This window comes from Pseudomonas sp. G3-39 (assembly GCF_054790485.1).
The window spans coordinates 4,780,401-4,797,608 of sequence record NZ_CP186497.1 but is presented as its reverse complement, the minus strand read 5'-3'; the positions used below and the strand labels follow the sequence as shown (position 1 = coordinate 4,797,608).

General features: G+C 60.3%; 17 protein-coding genes. 16 read left to right on the top strand and 1 reads right to left on the bottom strand.

The window, feature by feature from the left end; all coding sequences use genetic code 11:
* Nucleotides 1-11 precede the first annotated feature (11 nt).
* The 16 genes from iscA (at nt 12) to ACOYXG_RS21440 (ending at nt 14,952) form a co-directional block, all read left to right on the top strand.
* Entirely contained in the window at nt 12-335 is a 324-nt protein-coding gene (gene iscA, locus ACOYXG_RS21515) for an iron-sulfur cluster assembly protein IscA (RefSeq protein WP_003227904.1), read from the top strand.
* Nucleotides 336-343: 8 nt separating this feature from the next.
* A complete protein-coding gene (gene hscB, locus ACOYXG_RS21510; RefSeq protein ID WP_003227901.1) occupies nt 344-865 on the top strand; it encodes a co-chaperone HscB in 522 nt (173 codons plus the stop codon).
* Between the two features lie 51 nt (nt 866-916).
* Nucleotides 917-2,782, top strand: coding sequence for a Fe-S protein assembly chaperone HscA (gene hscA, locus ACOYXG_RS21505; protein ID WP_003227899.1), 1,866 nt, complete (start codon nt 917-919; stop codon nt 2,780-2,782).
* Nucleotides 2,782-3,123, top strand: coding sequence for an ISC system 2Fe-2S type ferredoxin (gene fdx, locus ACOYXG_RS21500; protein WP_041071821.1), 342 nt, complete (start codon nt 2,782-2,784; stop codon nt 3,121-3,123). Before hscA ends, fdx begins: the two co-directional genes overlap by 1 nt.
* A gap of 14 nt (nt 3,124-3,137) precedes the next feature.
* Nucleotides 3,138-3,338, top strand: a complete 201-nt coding sequence (gene iscX, locus ACOYXG_RS21495; protein ID WP_034156257.1) for a Fe-S cluster assembly protein IscX — start codon at nt 3,138-3,140, stop codon at nt 3,336-3,338.
* Between the two features lie 88 nt (nt 3,339-3,426).
* Nucleotides 3,427-3,852: a nucleoside-diphosphate kinase gene (gene ndk, locus ACOYXG_RS21490; protein ID WP_007964426.1), complete on the top strand. Its 426-nt coding sequence runs from the start codon at nt 3,427-3,429 to the stop codon at nt 3,850-3,852.
* Nucleotides 3,853-3,880: 28 nt separating this feature from the next.
* Nucleotides 3,881-5,029: a dual-specificity RNA methyltransferase RlmN gene (gene rlmN / locus ACOYXG_RS21485; protein ID WP_003227893.1), complete on the top strand. Its 1,149-nt coding sequence runs from the start codon at nt 3,881-3,883 to the stop codon at nt 5,027-5,029.
* 12 nt (nt 5,030-5,041) lie between these two features.
* A complete protein-coding gene (pilW, locus tag ACOYXG_RS21480) occupies nt 5,042-5,800 on the top strand; it encodes a type IV pilus biogenesis/stability protein PilW (RefSeq protein ID WP_007964430.1) in 759 nt (252 codons plus the stop codon).
* Complete coding sequence (locus tag ACOYXG_RS21475) at nt 5,800-6,837, top strand: RodZ domain-containing protein (RefSeq protein ID WP_460353878.1); 1,038 nt, start codon at nt 5,800-5,802, stop codon at nt 6,835-6,837. Before pilW ends, ACOYXG_RS21475 begins: the two co-directional genes overlap by 1 nt.
* Before the next feature lie 3 nt (nt 6,838-6,840).
* Nucleotides 6,841-7,950: a flavodoxin-dependent (E)-4-hydroxy-3-methylbut-2-enyl-diphosphate synthase gene (gene ispG / locus ACOYXG_RS21470; protein ID WP_007964434.1), complete on the top strand. Its 1,110-nt coding sequence runs from the start codon at nt 6,841-6,843 to the stop codon at nt 7,948-7,950.
* Nucleotides 7,951-7,986: 36 nt separating this feature from the next.
* Entirely contained in the window at nt 7,987-9,276 is a 1,290-nt protein-coding gene (hisS, locus tag ACOYXG_RS21465; RefSeq protein ID WP_027612134.1) for a histidine--tRNA ligase, read from the top strand.
* 41 nt (nt 9,277-9,317) lie between these two features.
* Entirely contained in the window at nt 9,318-9,959 is a 642-nt protein-coding gene (locus ACOYXG_RS21460; RefSeq protein ID WP_007964436.1) for a tetratricopeptide repeat protein, read from the top strand.
* Nucleotides 9,952-11,103, top strand: coding sequence for an outer membrane protein assembly factor BamB (gene bamB, locus ACOYXG_RS21455; protein ID WP_027612133.1), 1,152 nt, complete (start codon nt 9,952-9,954; stop codon nt 11,101-11,103). Before ACOYXG_RS21460 ends, bamB begins: the two co-directional genes overlap by 8 nt.
* 211 nt (nt 11,104-11,314) lie before the next feature.
* Nucleotides 11,315-12,787, top strand: a complete 1,473-nt coding sequence (gene der / locus ACOYXG_RS21450) for a ribosome biogenesis GTPase Der (protein WP_027612132.1) — start codon at nt 11,315-11,317, stop codon at nt 12,785-12,787.
* A gap of 237 nt (nt 12,788-13,024) precedes the next feature.
* Nucleotides 13,025-14,173, top strand: coding sequence for a pyridoxal phosphate-dependent aminotransferase (locus ACOYXG_RS21445; RefSeq protein ID WP_027612131.1), 1,149 nt, complete (start codon nt 13,025-13,027; stop codon nt 14,171-14,173).
* Nucleotides 14,161-14,952: an amidohydrolase gene (locus tag ACOYXG_RS21440; RefSeq protein WP_247842101.1), complete on the top strand. Its 792-nt coding sequence runs from the start codon at nt 14,161-14,163 to the stop codon at nt 14,950-14,952. Before ACOYXG_RS21445 ends, ACOYXG_RS21440 begins: the two co-directional genes overlap by 13 nt.
* A 177-nt stretch (nt 14,953-15,129) precedes the next feature.
* Here the strand turns inward: ACOYXG_RS21440 and leuA are convergent, their stop codons facing one another.
* Nucleotides 15,130-16,809 (bottom strand): 2-isopropylmalate synthase, encoded by a 1,680-nt coding sequence (leuA, locus tag ACOYXG_RS21435; RefSeq protein ID WP_027612129.1) that lies wholly within the window; start codon nt 16,807-16,809, stop codon nt 15,130-15,132.
* Between the last annotated feature and the right edge of the window lie 399 nt (nt 16,810-17,208).

Here is a 17,208-nt window from a genome sequence, read left to right as displayed (position 1 = left end):
AGGAGTCAACGATGGCTATCAGCATGACAGAAGCGGCTGCTCGACACGTGCGACGCTCCCTCGACGGGCGCGGCAAAGGTGAAGGGATTCGTCTGGGTGTTCGCACCACGGGCTGTTCCGGCCTTGCCTACGTGCTGGAGTTTGTCGACGAGGTGGTTGCCGAGGATCAAGTGTTCGAAAGTCACGGCGAGAAAGTGATCATCGACCCGAAAAGCCTGGCCTACCTGGACGGCACCGAGCTCGATTTCGTCAAGGAAGGGTTGAACGAAGGCTTCAAGTTCAACAATCCCAACGTACGCGGTGAATGTGGCTGCGGCGAAAGCTTCAACATCTGAGGCTTGTCGTGGGTATTCCTTGTCATTTCGCTTTATTCGAGCTGCAACCGAGCTTTCGCCTGGATCTCGAGCAGTTGGCCACGCGCTACCGTGAGTTGGCGCGCGGTGTTCATCCTGACCGCTTTGCCGACGCTTCCGAGCGCGAGCAGCGCTCAGCGCTCGAGCAGTCTGCGCGGCTTAACGACGCGTATCAGACGCTCAAGAGTCCTGCCCAGCGTGCACGCTACCTGCTGACCATCAGCGGGCATGAAGTGCCGATGGAAGTCACGGTCCATGACCCCGAGTTTCTCTTGCAGCAGATGCAATGGCGCGAAGAGCTCGAAGACCTCCAGGACAGCGCCGATCTCGACGGTGTCGCGGTATTCAAGCGGCGCCTGAAGGTGGCTCAGGAACAGTTGAACGAAAGCTTCGCAGCCTGTTGGGATGATGCAGCGCAACGCGAACAGGCCGAACGCCTGATGCGGCGCATGCAGTTCCTCGACAAGCTCACCTACGAAGTGCGCCAGTTAGAAGAGCGCCTCGACGATTAACCCAGTGCCGCTCCGGTCGCACGCCTGATATACAGATAAGTCCTGATCACGATGGCCCTACTGCAGATCGCCGAACCCGGCCAAAGTCCTCAACCGCACCAGCGTCGCCTGGCTGTGGGGATCGACTTGGGCACTACCAATTCGCTGGTCGCTGCGTTGCGCAGTGGTCTTTCCGAGCCACTGGCCGACGCTGACGGGCAGGTCATCCTGCCGTCCGCCGTGCGTTATCACGCCGACCGCGTCGAGGTTGGCGAATCGGCCAAGCTGGCCGCGTCCTCCGATCCCTTGAATACTGTGCTGTCGGTCAAGCGCCTGATGGGGCGTGGTTTGTCCGACGTCAAGCAATTGGGCGAGCAACTGCCATACCGCTTTGTCGGCGGCGAATCGCACATGCCGTTCATCGACACCGTACAAGGTCCGAAAAGCCCGGTCGAAGTCTCTGCCGATATCCTCAAGGTTTTGCGTCAGCGTGCTGAAGCGACCCTGGGTGGCGAGCTGGTCGGTGCGGTGATCACCGTTCCGGCGTATTTCGACGATGCGCAGCGCCAAGCCACCAAGGATGCGGCGAAACTCGCCGGTCTGAATGTGCTGCGTCTGCTCAACGAGCCGACCGCTGCCGCCGTGGCGTATGGTCTGGACCAACACGCCGAAGGTCTGGTCGCAATCTATGACCTGGGCGGCGGAACCTTCGATATTTCGATTCTGCGTCTGACTGGCGGTGTTTTCGAAGTGCTGGCCACCGGCGGCGACAGCGCCTTGGGCGGGGATGACTTCGATCACGCGATTGCCGGCTGGATTATCGAGAGCGCCGGCCTGTCTGCCGATCTCGACCCGGGCGCACAACGCAATCTGCTGCAAACCGCCTGTGCGGCCAAAGAAGCCCTGACCGATGCGGCCAGCGTTGAAGTCGCCTACGGTGACTGGAAAGCGCAGCTGACCCGCGAAGCCTTCGATGCGCTGATCGAGCCGATGGTTGCTCGCAGCCTGAAAGCCTGCCGCCGCGCTGTGCGTGATTCCGGTATTGAGCTGGAAGACGTGCATGCCGTGGTCATGGTCGGTGGTTCGACCCGTGTGCCGCGTGTTCGCGAGGCCGTCGCCGAAGCCTTCGGTCGTCAGCCACTGACCGAAATCGACCCGGATCAAGTGGTGGCCATCGGGGCCGCGATCCAGGCGGATACGCTGGCTGGCAACAAGCGTGATGGCGGCGAACTGCTGCTGCTCGACGTGATTCCACTGTCCCTTGGGCTGGAAACCATGGGCGGGCTGATGGAGAAGGTGATTCCGCGCAACACCACCATCCCGGTCGCCCGCGCGCAGGACTTCACTACTTATAAAGACGGCCAGTCGGCCATGGCGATCCATGTGCTGCAGGGTGAGCGCGAGCTGATCAGCGACTGCCGCTCCCTGGCACGCTTCGAACTGCGCGGCATTCCGGCGATGGTGGCCGGCGCGGCGAAGATTCGCGTGACCTTCCAGGTCGATGCCGACGGTCTGCTCAGCGTGTCTGCCCGTGAACTGGGTTCGGGCGTTGAGGCGAGCATTCAGGTCAAGCCGTCCTACGGTCTGACCGACGGTGAAATCGCCAAGATGCTCAAGGATTCGTTCCAGCACGCCAACGACGACAAGGTCGCCCGCGTCCTGCGCGAGCAGCAAGTCGATGCCCAGCGTCTGATCGAGGCGGTGCAGGGCGCTCTGGAGGCTGATGGCGAGCGCTTGCTCGACGCCGAAGAGCGCATGGTCATCGAGTTGCAGATGCAGGAACTGGCCGAACTGATGAAAGGCACCGATGGTTACGCCATCGAGCAACAGACCAAGCGTCTGTCGCAAGTGACTGATGCTTTTGCTGCCCGCCGCATGGATCTGACGGTGAAAGCCGCTCTGTCGGGGCGCAATCTGAATGAAATCGAGGATATCTGATGCCGCAGGTCATTTTTCTGCCCCACGAGAAGTTCTGCCCTGAAGGGATGGTCGTCGAGGCTGAGCCTGGCACTTCGATTCTCGAGCTGGCTCACGAGCACCACATCGAGATGGAAAGTGCCTGTGGCGGCGTCTGCGCCTGCACCACTTGCCACTGCATCATCCGCGAGGGTTTCGACTCGCTGGAAGAGGCCGACGAACTGGAAGAAGACTTCCTCGATCGCGCCTGGGGTCTGGAAGCGCAATCGCGCCTGGCCTGTCAGGCTATCGTTGGTGAAGAAGATCTCACCGTCGAGATCCCGAAATATTCGCTTAACCATGCGGCCGAAGCGCCGCACTGACTGGTAAGACTGTCATGAGCTACGGTTGGAATGATGTTCAACGCATTGCAGAAGAATTGGCCGAAGCCAAGCCGGGTGTAGACCCGTTCTCTGTCAATTTCGTCGATCTGCAGCAATGGATCAAAGAGCTGCCGGATTTTGACAACACCTCTGGCCGGGTCGGCGAGAAAGTGTTGGAAGCGGTTCAGACGCGCTGGGCTGAAGAATTGGACTGATCGTCCTCGCAGGTTAGGCAATACCCAAGAACCCGCGTATAATTCGCGGGTTTAATTTTTCGCAAATTACTGTTTCTGGAGTTACACCATGGCTGTTCAACGTACTTTCTCCATCATCAAGCCTGACGCTGTTGCAAAAAACGTCATCGGCGAGATCACCACTCGTTTCGAAAAAGCAGGCCTGCGCGTTGTAGCTTCGAAACTGAAGCAGCTGTCCAAAGCTGAAGCTGAAGGCTTCTACGCTGAGCACAAAGAGCGCGGTTTCTTCGGCGACCTGGTTGCTTTCATGATCTCCGGTCCTGTTGTTGTTCAGGTACTGGAAGGCGAAAACGCTATCGCTCTGAACCGTGAGCTGATGGGCGCTACCAACCCTAAAGAAGCTGCTGCTGGCACCATCCGTGCTGACTTCGCCGAGTCGATCGACGCCAACGCCGTTCACGGTTCGGACTCCGAAGCCGCTGCTGCTCGCGAAATCTCGTACTTCTTCGCAGCTACTGAAGTAACCACTCGCTAAGCATTGCTTAAAGAGTGAAGGTGAATCCATGACTACATCGACTGTTAAAACAAACCTGCTGGGTCTGACCCAGCCGGAAATGGAAAAATTCTTCGACTCAATCGGGGAGAAGCGTTTCCGTGCCGGTCAGGTAATGAAATGGATTCACCACTTTGGCGTCGATGATTTCGACGCCATGACGAACGTCAGCAAGGCCTTGCGCGACAAGCTCAAGGCTATTGCTGAGGTCCGTGGTCCCGAAGTGGTCAGCGAGGACATTTCCAGCGACGGCACCCGCAAGTGGGTGGTGCGCGTGGCGTCCGGCAGCTGTGTCGAGACCGTGTACATTCCCCAGGGCAAACGCGGCACTCTGTGCGTTTCGTCCCAGGCAGGCTGTGCCCTGGACTGCAGTTTCTGCTCCACCGGCAAGCAAGGCTTCAACAGCAACCTCACCGCCGCCGAAGTCATCGGTCAGGTGTGGATTGCCAACAAATCCTTCGGCAGTGTTCCCGCCACCATCGACCGCGCCATCACCAACGTGGTGATGATGGGCATGGGCGAACCGCTGCTGAACTTCGACAACGTCGTGGCCGCCATGCATCTGATGATGGATGACCTCGGTTACGGGATCTCCAAGCGCCGCGTGACCCTGTCCACTTCGGGCGTGGTGCCGATGATCGATGAGCTGGCCAAGCACATCGACGTCTCCCTGGCGTTGTCTCTGCACGCACCGAATGACGCATTGCGTAACCAATTGGTGCCGATCAACAAGAAATATCCGCTTAAGATGCTGCTCGAGTCGTGCCAGCGCTACATGTCCGCCCTGGGCGAGAAACGCGTGCTGACCATCGAGTACACCTTGCTCAAGGATGTCAACGACAAGCTTGAGCACGCCGTGGAAATGATCGAGCTGCTCAAAGACATTCCGTGCAAGATCAACCTGATTCCGTTCAACCCGTTCCCGCATTCCGGTTACGAGCGGCCGAGCAACAACGCCATTCGTCGGTTCCAGGATCAGTTGCATCAGGCCGGCTTTAACGTCACTGTCCGCACCACCCGTGGTGAAGACATCGACGCCGCATGTGGTCAATTGGTAGGGCAGGTGCTGGATCGCACCCGTCGCAGTGAACGTTACATCGCCGTGCGCGAGTTGAGCGCCGACAGCGATCTGGCACAGAACGCCGCGAACACTAACTAAGAGAGGATCTCTATGTCCCTGCGCTTTGCGCTGCTGTTGCTGATGGCCAGCCTGTGTGCTGGTTGTGTCCTGTCGGGTGACTACAACCCGATGAAGACCAGCAAGGGCCGCGACGAAGCGCGTGCCGCCTACGTGCAGCTGGGACTGGGATACTTGCAGCAAGGGATGACCGAGCGCGCCAAGGTGCCGCTGAAGAAGGCGCTGGAGCTGGACGGCTCCGATCCTGATGCCAACGCTGCCCTCGGCCTGGTGTTCCAGGCCGAAATGGAGCCGAAGCTGGCCGACGAACATTTCCGCAAAGCCCTGTCCTCGCGTCCCACCGATGCACGAATCCTCAATAACTACGGCAGTTTTCTCTACGAAGAACAGCGTTACAAGGAAGCCTACGAGCGTTTTGAGCAGGCAGCCGCCGATACCCTGTATCCTGAGCGTTCGCGAGTCTTCGAGAACCTCGGCATGACCGCCTCGAAACTCGGTCAGCGGGATCTGGCACAGCAGCAACTGGAAAAAGCCCTGCGGCTGAACCGTCAACAACCGCGCGCTTTGCTGGAAATGGCTGAGTTGTCCTTCGAAGACAGGCATTATGTGCCCGCGCGTGACTATTACGACCGTTTCAGCCTGCTAACCGAGCAAAATGCACGTAGTCTATTGCTCGGCGTTCGGCTGGCAAAAGTGTTTGAAGATCGCGACAAGGCCGCCAGTTATGGCCTGCAATTAAAACGACTCTATCCCGGTACGCCGGAATATCAGCAATACCTGTCGGAGCAATGATGAAAGCGGCGCATCCCGAAGTTGTAGCAGCGACTCGCGTTAATCCCGGTGAGACTTTGCGCCAGGCCCGCGAAAGCAATGGCTGGTCGCTGGCCGAAGTGGCCCTCAAGCTCAACCTCACCGTGACTTCCCTGAGCAATCTTGAAGCTGGCGCTTTCGACAAGCTGCCGGGGCATACCTTCGCTCGCGGTTACATTCGCGCTTATGCCAAATTGCTCGGGATGGATCAGACTGTTCTGGTTCAGCAATTCGACCAGTCCACCGGCACCGACTCACAGGGCAGCAACGTGCATGCGCTGGGTCGTATCGAAGAGCCGGTGCGGGTTTCACACACTATTTTGCGTATTGTCAGCCTGCTGTTGCTGGTCGCGGTCATCGGCGGCGGTTTCGTCTGGTGGCAGGATCAGACCTCGCAGCGCAGCAAGGACGTGACCAGCCTGGCCCCGGAGCACGTTGAAGTCGAAGGCGCCGACGGCACCACACAGATTCACCCGATCGACGAGCCGGAAGACCAGGCCGTTGCCGAAGGTCAGGCCGAAGGCGCAACCGCGCTGGCCCTGCCGCAATCGGAAACCACCGCTGAATCGACCGGTGCCGAGCCGGTTGCTCCGGCCACCGCACCCGCCGCCCCGGCTGCGACCACGCCGGCGGCACCGGTTCATACACCGGCCCCGGCTGTGGCGGCTCCGGCGGCTCCGGCACCGAATGCCCCGGCCACACCAGCGCCGACGGTCACCGCACCAGTGGTCGCGGCTACCCCTGCGCCGACCGCAGAAGCAGCTGTCCCAGCGGCTGGCGACAGCCAGGTGCAACTGCAGTTCACCGCCGATTGCTGGGCACAGGTCACCGATGGTCGCGGCAAAGTGCTGTTCAGCGGTCTGAAACATAAAGGCGACAGCGTTTCGGTTTCCGGCAAACCGCCACTGGCGGTGCGCCTGGGTGTGGCTCGCGCCGCACAGGTCAGCTACAACGGCCAACCGGTCGATATCGCTCCGTTCACCAGTGGCGAGACTGCTCGCCTGAAGTTGGGTCAATAAGTCATGCACGGCGAATCTCCAATCAAACGTCGCGTTTCGCGCAAGATCTGGGTCGGTAACGTACCTGTTGGCGGCGATGCGCCCATCGCTGTGCAGAGCATGACCAACAGCGACACCAATGATGTGGCTGCCACCGTCGCCCAGATCAATCGTCTGGAAGCCGCCGGCGTCGACATCGTCCGTGTTTCGGTACCGGACATGGACGCCGCCGAGGCGTTCGGCAGGATCAAGCAACTGGTCAAGGTGCCGCTGGTTGCCGACATCCACTTCGACTACAAGATCGCTCTGCGCGTCGCCGAACTGGGTGTGGACTGTCTGCGCATCAACCCGGGCAACATCGGTCGTGAAGACCGGGTGCGTGCCGTGGTCGATGCCGCCCGTGACCGCGGGATTCCGATCCGTATCGGCGTCAACGCCGGTTCCCTGGAAAAAGACCTGCAGAAGAAATACGGCGAACCGACCCCGGCTGCACTGGTCGAGTCCGCGCTGCGTCACGTCGAGCACCTCGAACGCCTGAATTTCCAGGACTTCAAGGTCAGCGTGAAAGCCTCCGACGTGTTCATGGCCGTCGAAGCCTACCGTCTGCTGGCGAAAGAAATCGTCCAGCCGCTGCACCTGGGCATCACCGAAGCCGGTGGATTGCGTTCGGGCACAGTGAAATCCGCCGTGGGCCTAGGTATGCTGCTCGCCGAGGGGATTGGCGATACTATCCGCATCTCGCTGGCGGCCGATCCGGTCGAGGAAGTGAAGGTCGGTTACGACATTCTCAAGTCTTTGCATCTGCGTTCCCGTGGCATCAACTTCATCGCCTGCCCGAGCTGCTCGCGGCAGAACTTCGATGTGGTCAAGACCATGAACGAGCTGGAAGGGCGCCTTGAAGACCTGCTGGTGCCGCTGGATGTCGCGGTGATCGGTTGCGTGGTCAACGGCCCCGGCGAAGCCAAGGAAGCCCATATCGGCTTGACCGGCGGCACGCCAAACCTGATTTACATCGACGGCAAGCCGTCGCAGAAACTGACGAATGACAATCTGGTGGACGAGCTGGAAAAGCTGATCCGCGAGAAAGCGGCCGAGAAGGTCGAAGCTGACGCAGCGGTCATCGCGCGCGGCTGAGCCTGACTGAAAGCCGAATGAATTTAAGGATTTAAAGTGAGCAAGTCTCTGCAAGCCATTCGTGGCATGAACGACATCCTGCCCGAACAGACCCCGCTGTGGCGTTATTTCGAGGGCACTGTCGCGCGTCTGCTGGATAACTACGGTTACAAGCAGATCCGCATGCCAATCGTCGAATTCACCGAGCTGTTCAAACGCTCGATCGGTGAAGTGACCGACATCGTCGAAAAAGAGATGTACACCTTCGAAGACCGCAACGGCGACTCCCTGACCCTGCGTCCGGAAGGCACCGCGGCGTGCGTGCGTGCAGTGCTCGAGCACGGCATCACCGGCGGTGGCCAGGTGCAGAAACTCTGGTACATCGGCCCGATGTTCCGCCACGAGCGTCCGCAGAAAGGCCGTTATCGCCAGTTCCACCAGATCGGTCTGGAGGTGTTCAACCTCGACGGTCCGGACATCGACGCCGAACTGATCATCATGACCTGGCGCCTGTGGGGCGAGCTGGGTATCCGTGATGCGGTCAAGCTCGAACTCAACAGCCTGGGCACCAGCGAGTCCCGTGGTCGCTATCGTGAAGCGCTGGTCGAGTACCTCTCGGCGCACCACGACAAGCTCGACGAAGACAGCCAGCGTCGCCTGAAAACCAACCCGCTGCGCGTGCTCGACACCAAAAATGCCGACACTCAAGCCGTACTGGTCGATGCGCCGAAGATGGCCGACTACCTGGACGACGAATCCCGTGCGCACTTCGAAGGTCTGAAGGCGCGTCTGGACGCGGTTGGCATCCCGTACGTGCTCAACCCGAAACTGGTGCGCGGCCTCGATTACTACAGCAAAACCGTATTCGAATGGGTCACCGACAAGCTCGGCGCCCAGGGCACTGTCTGCGCGGGCGGTCGTTACGACGGTCTGGTCGAGCAGATGGGCGGCAAGCCGACTACAGGCGTGGGTTTCGCCATGGGCATCGAGCGTCTGGTGTTGATGCTCGAAACCCTGGAGCAGATCCCGGAAGAAATCTCCCGTCAGGTCGACGTTTACCTCTGCGCCTTTGGCGAGGAGGCCGAACTGGCCGGTCTGGCCTTGGCCGAGCGTGTGCGTGACCAGCTTCCAAACCTGCGTCTGCAAGTCAATGCCGGCGCCGGCAGCTTCAAAAGCCAGTTCAAGAAAGCCGACAAGAGCGGTGCGCTGTATGCACTGATCCTGGGTGACGACGAAATGGCCCAGCAAGTGGTAGGTTTCAAACCCCTGCGTGGCCAGGGCGAACAACAAAGCATTGCCTGGGATGCGCTTGCCGCTCACCTGGCCACCTGCGTCGTGCAGGGTTGAAGCTGTCTAAACAGCCGATTTAGCGATTAAGGAGTATTGGGGTGTCGAGTACCGAAGACGAACAGTTGGCGGATTTGAAGGACTGGTGGACACGCAACGGCAAACCTCTGGTCACCGGCGGCCTGTTGGCGCTGGTCATCGTGTTCGGCTGGCAGGCTTTTCACAAGTATCAGAGCAACCAGTCGCAAGGCGCCTCGGTGCTCTATCAGCAACTGCTGGAAACCACGCTGACCCCGGACGGCAAGCCTGACGCTGCCCGCGTTGCGGATCTGGCCGGCAAGCTCAACAGCGAATTCGGCGGCACCGCGTACGCGCAGTACGGCAGCCTGTTCGTGGCCAAAGTAGCGGTCGACAGCGGTAAGCTGGACGACGCTGCGACTGAACTCAAAGCCATCGTTGCCAAACCGGCCAACCCGGCGCTGGGCGAAATCGCCCGTCAGCGTCTGGCGCAGGTGCTGGGTGCGCAGAACAAGGCCGATGAAGCCCTGAAGCTGCTCGACGGCGATGCCGACAAGGCGTTCCTGGCCACTCGCGAAGAACTCAAGGGTGATCTGCTGGTTCAGCTGGGTCGTACCGACGAGGCGAACACCGCGTATCAAAAAGCCAAGGCGGCACTGTCGGATGAAGCGGCAGTCGGTGGCCTTCAAATCAAGCTCGACGACCTGGCCAAAGGGGATGCGTGACGTGATCCGTTGGAAGCATGCAGCATTGCTGGCTCTGGCCATTCTGGCCGCGGGTTGCAGCAGCAACAGCAAAAAAGAACTGCCACCGGCCGAGCTGACCGACTTCAAAGAAGAAGTGGTTCTGCAAAAGCAGTGGAGCCGTTCGATCGGTGACGGTCAGGGCGAAACCTACAACATGCTGGTGCCGGCGATCGATGGTGACACCATCTACGCGGCCGATGTGACCGGCGTGCTGATGGCCATGGATCGCAGCAATGGCGACGTGAAGTGGAAAAAGGATCTTGAACTGCCTGTCTCCGGCGCCGTTGGCGTAGGTTACGGCCTGGTCACGATCGGTACCCTTAAGGGTGAAATCGTTGCCCTCGACGCCATCAACGGCGAAGAGAAGTGGCGCGCCCGGGTTTCCAGCGAAGTCCTCGCGCCACCGGCCAACAACGGTGACGTCGTAGTGGTACAGACTCAGGACGATCGTCTGATCGGTCTGGACGCGGCTACCGGCGACCGTCGCTGGACCTACGACAGCACCCCTGCGGTACTGACCCTGCGCGGCACCAGCGCCCCCGTGGTGACCAACCGCCTCGCGGTGGCTGGCCTGTCGACCGGTAAAGTGGTCGCCCTGGACATTTCCAACGGCGTGCCGGTCTGGGAACAACGGGTCGCGATTCCAACCGGTCGTTCGGAACTGGAGCGCGTGGTCGACATCGACGGCGGTCTGCTGCTGTCCGGCGAAACGCTGTACGTAGCCAGCTACCAGGGTCGCGTTGCGGCACTCGATCTGCAAAGCGGTCGCCAATTGTGGCAGCGCGATGCATCGAGCTATGCCGGTGTCGCTCAAGGTTTCGGCAACGTCTACGTGAGCCTGTCTTCGGGCACCGTTGAAGGCGTTGACGAGCGTTCGACTACTGCACTGTGGAGCAACGACTCGCTGGCTCGCCGCCAACTGTCGGCTCCGGAAGTGTTCTCCAGCTACGTAGCCGTCGGTGACCTGGAAGGTTACCTGCACCTGTTGAGCCAGGTGGACGGTCGTTTTGTGGGTCGTGAGCGTATCGACAGTGACGGCCTGCGTGCCCGTCCGCTGGTGGTGGGCAACACGATCTATGTGTATGGCAACAGCGGCAAACTGGAAGCCCTGACCATCAAGTAACAACTATGCTTGGGGTTAACGCCCCAGGCAGCTTCATTTGTGGGAGCGGGCTTGCTCGCGAAGGCCTCAACGAAGACGCGTACAGCCTGATTAAACGCGGTGCTGCTACGGTTTTTCGCGAGCAAGCCCGCTCCCACAGTGTTGCCCCGAGCACCAGCCGCTGCCTCGCAGCGGCTTTTGTATTTTCTGAAATAACGAAGTGGAGAGCCGCATGGTTCCCGTAATCGCCCTGGTGGGCCGACCGAACGTCGGCAAATCCACCTTGTTCAACCGCCTGACCAGGACTCGCGACGCCATCGTCGGCGACTTGTCCGGTCTGACCCGTGATCGCCAGTACGGTGAGGCCAAGTGGCAAGGGCGTTCCTACATTCTGATCGACACCGGCGGTATCTCCGGTGACGAACACGGTATGGACGAAAAAATGGCCGAGCAGTCGCTGCTGGCCATTGAAGAAGCGGATGTTGTGCTGTTCCTGGTAGATGCCAAGGCCGGTTTCACCGCCGCCGACCAGATGATCGCCGAACACTTGCGCAAGCGTAACAAGCGTTCCCACGTGGTTGCCAACAAGGTCGACAACATCGACCCGGAAATGGCCCGCGCTGAATTTGCCCCGCTGGGCATGGGCCACGCGATCCCGATCGCCGGTGCTCACGGCCGTGGTATCACTCAACTGCTGGAAGCGGCACTGAGCGATTTCCCGCGTGATGATGACGAACCGGCGGAAGGCGAAGAAGAAGAGATCGTCGCCGAGGGTGAGGAAGCCAAGCGCATTCCTGGCCCGAGCGAAAAAGACGGGATCAAGATCGCCATCATCGGCCGTCCGAACGTCGGCAAGTCGACTCTGGTCAACCGCATGCTCGGTGAAGACCGCGTCATCGTCTACGACCAGCCCGGCACCACCCGCGACAGTATCTACATCCCGTTCGAGCGTAACGACGAGAAGTACACGCTGATCGACACCGCCGGTGTGCGCAAGCGCGGCAAGATCCACGAAGAAGTCGAAAAATTCTCCGTGGTCAAAACCCTGCAGGCGATCAAAGACGCCAACGTTGTGATCTTCGTGATGGACGCCCGCGAAGGTGTGGTCGATCACGACCTCAACCTGCTGGGCTTTGCCCTCGAAGCCGGCCGTGCGCTGGTGATCGCAATCAACAAATGGGACGGCATGACCCCGAGCGAGCGCGACTTTGTGAAGGTCGAGCTGCAACGTCGGCTGTTCTTCGTCGACTTCGCCGACATTCACTTCATCTCGGCGCTGCACGGTACTGGCGTGGGCAACCTCTACGCCTCGGTGCAGAACTCGTTCAAGTCCGCGGTCACCCGCTGGCCGACCAGCCGCCTGACGCAGATTCTCGAAGACGCGGTCAGCGAGCACCAGCCGCCGATGGTCAACAGCCGCCGGATCAAGCTGCGTTACGCTCACCTGGGTGGTGCGAACCCGCCGATCATCGTGATCCACGGTAACCAGATCGAGAAAGTGCCGAAGTCGTATGTGCGCTATCTGGAGAACACTTACCGCCGTGTGCTGAAGCTGGTCGGTACGCCGATCCGCATCGAGTTCAAAGGTGGCGAGAACCCGTACGAAGGCAACAAGAACACGCTGACCGACCGCCAGGTCAACAAGAAGCGTCGCTTGATGTCGCACAACAAGAAAGCCAGCAAGAAACGCCGCGACAAAAAGTGATCCTGTGGTGAGGGGATTTATCCCCGACGGGTTGCGAAGCGACCCCAAATACCTGTCATAGGGTTTGCGACTGCTTCGCAGCCGATCGGGGATGAATCCCCTCGCCACAAGGTTGCTGCGCTATAAATGAAAGAAGGGTGCTCAGTTGGGCGCCCTTTTTTTATGGGCGCCGGATGGGCTATTCTCGGGCTCTCCCGCGCCGCCGTCAGAGCCGGGTGTAGAGCAGGGAACCCCTCGATGATCACCAGTAAGCTGCCGAATGTCGGCATCACTATTTTCACGCAGATGTCTCAGCTCGCGGCGCAGACCGGAGCGATCAACCTGTCCCAGGGTTTTCCTGATTTCGACGGCCCGCAGTCCCTGCGTGACGCGGTCGGTCGGCATATCGCCAGCGGCCATAACCAGTATTCACCGATGACCGGCCTGCCGGCGCTGCGCGAGCAAATCGCGGCGAAAATCGCGCGCAGCTATGGCGTGAAAGTCGATGCCGACAGCGAAGTGACCGTAACGCCGGGCGCGACCCAGGCGATCTTCTGTGCGATTCAGGCGGTTATCCACAGCGGTGACGAAGTCATCGTGTTCGACCCGTGCTACGACAGCTATGAACCGGCGACGCAGTTGGCGGGCGGCCGCTGCGTGCATGTGCAACTGAACCCGCACGATTTCTCCATCGATTTCGACAAGCTCGCCGCGGCCCTCAGCCCGCGCACGAAAATGATCGTCATCAACACACCGCACAACCCGAGCGGTGCACTGATCAGCCGTGCCGAACTGGATCAACTGGCGGAGTTGATCCGTGGTCGCGACATCTATCTGATCAGCGACGAGGTGTACGAACACTTGGTGTTCGACGGCGTGCCGCATGTCAGTGTGTTGGCTCACGAAGAGCTGTATCAGCGCGCCTTCGTGGTCAGCTCGTTCGGCAAGACCTACCACGTCACCGGCTGGAAAACCGGTTACGTGGTTGCGCCCCCGGCGCTGACCGCCGAGCTGCGCAAAGTGCACCAGTACGTCAGTTTCTGCGGTGTCACGCCGCTGCAATATGCCCTGGCCGATTACATGGCCGAGCACCCGGAACACGTCGAAGAGCTTCCGGGTTTCTATCAGGCCAAGCGCGACCTGTTCTGCGATTTGCTGGCGCCGTCACGCTTCACCTTTACCCGCGTCACCGGCACGTATTTCCAGTTGGTCGACTACTCGCAGATCCGTCCTGACTTGAACGACGTCGACATGGCGATCTGGATGACTCGCGAACACGGCGTGGCGAGCATTCCGGTGTCGGTGTTCTATCAGAATCCACCCGAAGGCCAGCGCCTGGTGCGCCTGTGCTTTGCCAAACGCGAGGAGACGCTGCGCGAAGCAGCGGCAAAACTATGCGTGATCTGAGTGCATTGCCCGATCTCCATCTGGCGCTGATCCAGACCAGCCTGGCCTGGCATGACCGTCAGGCCAACCTCGAGCACTTCGAGGTGCTGCTGGAGCAGGCCCGGGGCGCGGACCTGATCATCCTGCCGGAGATGTTCACCACTGGCTTCTCCATGGAGTCGGAAACCCTCGCCGAAGCCGAGCATGGCCCGACCAGCAAGTGGATGAAGGCGCAGGCCGCGAAACTGAATGCGGTGATCACCGGCAGCGTGATCATTCAGGCGGCGGACGGCAGCCATCGCAATCGCCTGCTGTGGGCACGCCCGGACGGCGAAGTCTGGCATTACGACAAGCGCCACCTGTTCCGCATGGCCGGTGAGCACAACCACTACACCCCCGGCGAGCGCCAGGTGCAGTTCGAACTCAAGGGCTGGCGCATCCGGCCGCTGATTTGCTACGACTTGCGCTTCCCGGTGTGGAGTCGCGACGCGCAGGACACCGATCTGCTGCTGTACACCGCCAACTGGCCGGGTGCGCGGCGTCTGCACTGGAACCGCTTGTTGCCGGCGCGGGCGATTGAAAACCTGTGCTACGTGGCGGCAGTGAACCGGATCGGCACCGACGGCAAGGGCTTTGCCTATACCGGCGACAGTCAGGTGCTGGATTTCCAGGGCGAGACGTTGCTGGCGGCGGGGGAGGCGGACGGGGTGTTCAAGGTCGTGCTGGAAGCCGCGCCACTGGCGGCGTATCGCGAGCGCTTTCCGGCGAATCTGGATGCGGATACCTTCGAGTTCACCTGATACTCGCAGCGCCTGTCAGGACGCCTTCGCGAGCAGGCTCGCTCCCACAGGGAAATGCATTCCAAATGTGGGAGCGAGCCTGCTCGCGAAGGGGCCATAAAAGTCAGTAAAAAAGCATCAGGCAAAAAAAAGGCCCCGGAACTTACATTTCGGGGCCTTTTGCATGTCAGCGAAGGCTTAAGCCGCTTTCGCCTCAGGCTGGCTCAACGAGCGGTTCAGCGCACTGAACAGCGCCTTGAAGCTGGCGGTGGTGATGTTTTCATCGATACCCACGCCGTGCACCGCACGCTCGCCATTCACGCGCAGCTCGATGTAAGCCGCTGCCTTGGCGTTGGTGCCCGCGCCGATCGCGTGTTCGTTGTAGTCCATGATTTCCACTGGAATTGGCAGACCGGCCACCAGTGCTTCCAGCGCACCGTTGCCCTTGCCGCGCCAGTGCAGGTTGGTTTCGCCCTGACCCTTGCTCGCCACTTCCACTTCGACGGCACTGTTGCCGTTTTCTTCCTGCAGGCGATGGCTGACCAGCGCGTACGGGGTGTTGGCTTGCAGGTATTCGCTGATCAACAGCGAGTGGATCTGCTTGGCGGTCATTTCCAGGCCGAGGCGATCGGTTTCACGCTGCACCACCTGGCTGAACTCGATCTGCATGCGACGCGGCAGGCTGATGCCGTATTCCTGCTCCAGCAAGTAGGCGATACCGCCCTTGCCCGACTGGCTGTTCACACGAATCACCGCCTCGTAGCTGCGGCCGATGTCGGCCGGGTCGATCGGCAAGTACGGGACTTCCCACAGGGTGTCCGGTTTCTGCTGGGCGAAGCCCTTGCGGATCGCGTCCTGGTGCGAGCCGGAGAATGCGGTGTGGACCAGGTCGCCGACGTACGGGTGACGCGGGTGCACCTGAATCTGGTTGCACTCTTCTACGACTTTGCGCACGCCGTCGATGTCGGAGAAGTCCAGCTCAGGGTCGACGCCCTGGGTGTACATGTTCAGTGCCACAGTGACGAGGTCAACGTTACCGGTACGCTCGCCGTTGCCGAACAGGCAGCCTTCGACGCGATCCGCGCCGGCCATCAGGCCCAGCTCGGTAGCGGCGACGCCGGTGCCACGGTCGTTGTGGGTGTGCAGGCTGATGATCACGCTGTCACGACGGTTGATGTTGCGGCCGAACCATTCGATCTGGTCGGCGTAGACGTTCGGCGTTGCGCATTCGACGGTGGCCGGCAGGTTGAGGATCATCTTGTGCTCAGGCGTCGGATTCCAGACCTCGATCACCGCGTCACAGACTTCCTTGGCAAACTCCAGCTCGGTGGCGCTGAAGGTTTCCGGCGAGTATTCGAAAGTCCACTCGGTGTCCGGCTGCATCGCCGCGTACTTGACGAACAGCTTGGCGGCGTTGACCGCGATGGCCTTGATGCCGTCCTTGTCCTGGTTGAAGACGATGCGACGGAAAGACGGCGAGGTGGCGTTGTACAGGTGGACGATGGCTTTCTTCGCCCCGCGCAGGGATTCGAAGGTGCGCTCGATCAAGTCCTCACGGCCCTGGGTCAGCACCTGAATGGTGGTGTCGTCCGGGATGTGGCCTTCTTCGATCAGGGTACGCACGAAGTCGAAGTCGGTTTGCGAAGCGGCCGGGAACGAGGCTTCGATTTCCTTCACACCCACCTGAACGAGGGTTTTCCAGAAGCGCAGCTTCTTCACCGCGTCCATCGGCTCGATCAGCGACTGGTTGCCGTCACGCAGGTCGGAGCTGCACCAGATCGGCGCGGCGTCGATGGTTTTCGACGGCCAGGTGCGATCCGGCAGATTGATGACGGGGAACGCGCGGTATTTCGAAGACGGGTCTTTGAGCATGCTCATCGGGAAATTCCTTATTGTCTGGGCCGAAAAGAGGCGGCCTGCCGGTGGAACGAATGTTCGGGAAAACGCTTGGGACGAGGCGCAGCGATTCAGCCCGGCAGTCGTGCGCTGACGAGGCACAGACTGCGGTGCTGGCGAAGCTGAATAAGGGTGTGAGAGGTTTTCATGCCTTCAACCCTAACCGCGAGGGGAGAGGATGGCAAGCAGTCGAAAAAAATTGAGAGGAATACTCGAAAAGCGCGGATTTGCGCGATTTTATTGTGCTTCAGGCGGATGATCTTATTGATGTTTGCGCGGGGTTGGATTGGGGCGCAATTGAAACTGGTGGGGTGTCAGCGGTGTTTGCAGTGTGGGATGGGTCGTCTTCGCGAGCAGGCTCGCTCCCACATTGGATGTGTG

Coding starts and splice junctions, on each gene's coding strand:
- iscA (WP_003227904.1), top strand. CDS start 12: ATGGCTATCAGCATGACAGAAGCGGCTGCTCGACACGTGCGACGCTCC.
- hscA (WP_003227899.1), top strand. CDS start 917: ATGGCCCTACTGCAGATCGCCGAACCCGGCCAAAGTCCTCAACCGCAC.
- fdx (WP_041071821.1), top strand. CDS start 2,782: ATGCCGCAGGTCATTTTTCTGCCCCACGAGAAGTTCTGCCCTGAAGGG.
- iscX (WP_034156257.1), top strand. CDS start 3,138: ATGAGCTACGGTTGGAATGATGTTCAACGCATTGCAGAAGAATTGGCC.
- ndk (WP_007964426.1), top strand. CDS start 3,427: ATGGCTGTTCAACGTACTTTCTCCATCATCAAGCCTGACGCTGTTGCA.
- rlmN (WP_003227893.1), top strand. CDS start 3,881: ATGACTACATCGACTGTTAAAACAAACCTGCTGGGTCTGACCCAGCCG.
- pilW (WP_007964430.1), top strand. CDS start 5,042: ATGTCCCTGCGCTTTGCGCTGCTGTTGCTGATGGCCAGCCTGTGTGCT.
- ACOYXG_RS21475 (WP_460353878.1), top strand. CDS start 5,800: ATGAAAGCGGCGCATCCCGAAGTTGTAGCAGCGACTCGCGTTAATCCC.
- ispG (WP_007964434.1), top strand. CDS start 6,841: ATGCACGGCGAATCTCCAATCAAACGTCGCGTTTCGCGCAAGATCTGG.
- bamB (WP_027612133.1), top strand. CDS start 9,952: ATGCGTGACGTGATCCGTTGGAAGCATGCAGCATTGCTGGCTCTGGCC.
- der (WP_027612132.1), top strand. CDS start 11,315: ATGGTTCCCGTAATCGCCCTGGTGGGCCGACCGAACGTCGGCAAATCC.
- ACOYXG_RS21445 (WP_027612131.1), top strand. CDS start 13,025: ATGATCACCAGTAAGCTGCCGAATGTCGGCATCACTATTTTCACGCAG.
- ACOYXG_RS21440 (WP_247842101.1), top strand. CDS start 14,161: ATGCGTGATCTGAGTGCATTGCCCGATCTCCATCTGGCGCTGATCCAG.
- leuA (WP_027612129.1), bottom strand. CDS start 16,809: ATGAGCATGCTCAAAGACCCGTCTTCGAAATACCGCGCGTTCCCCGTC.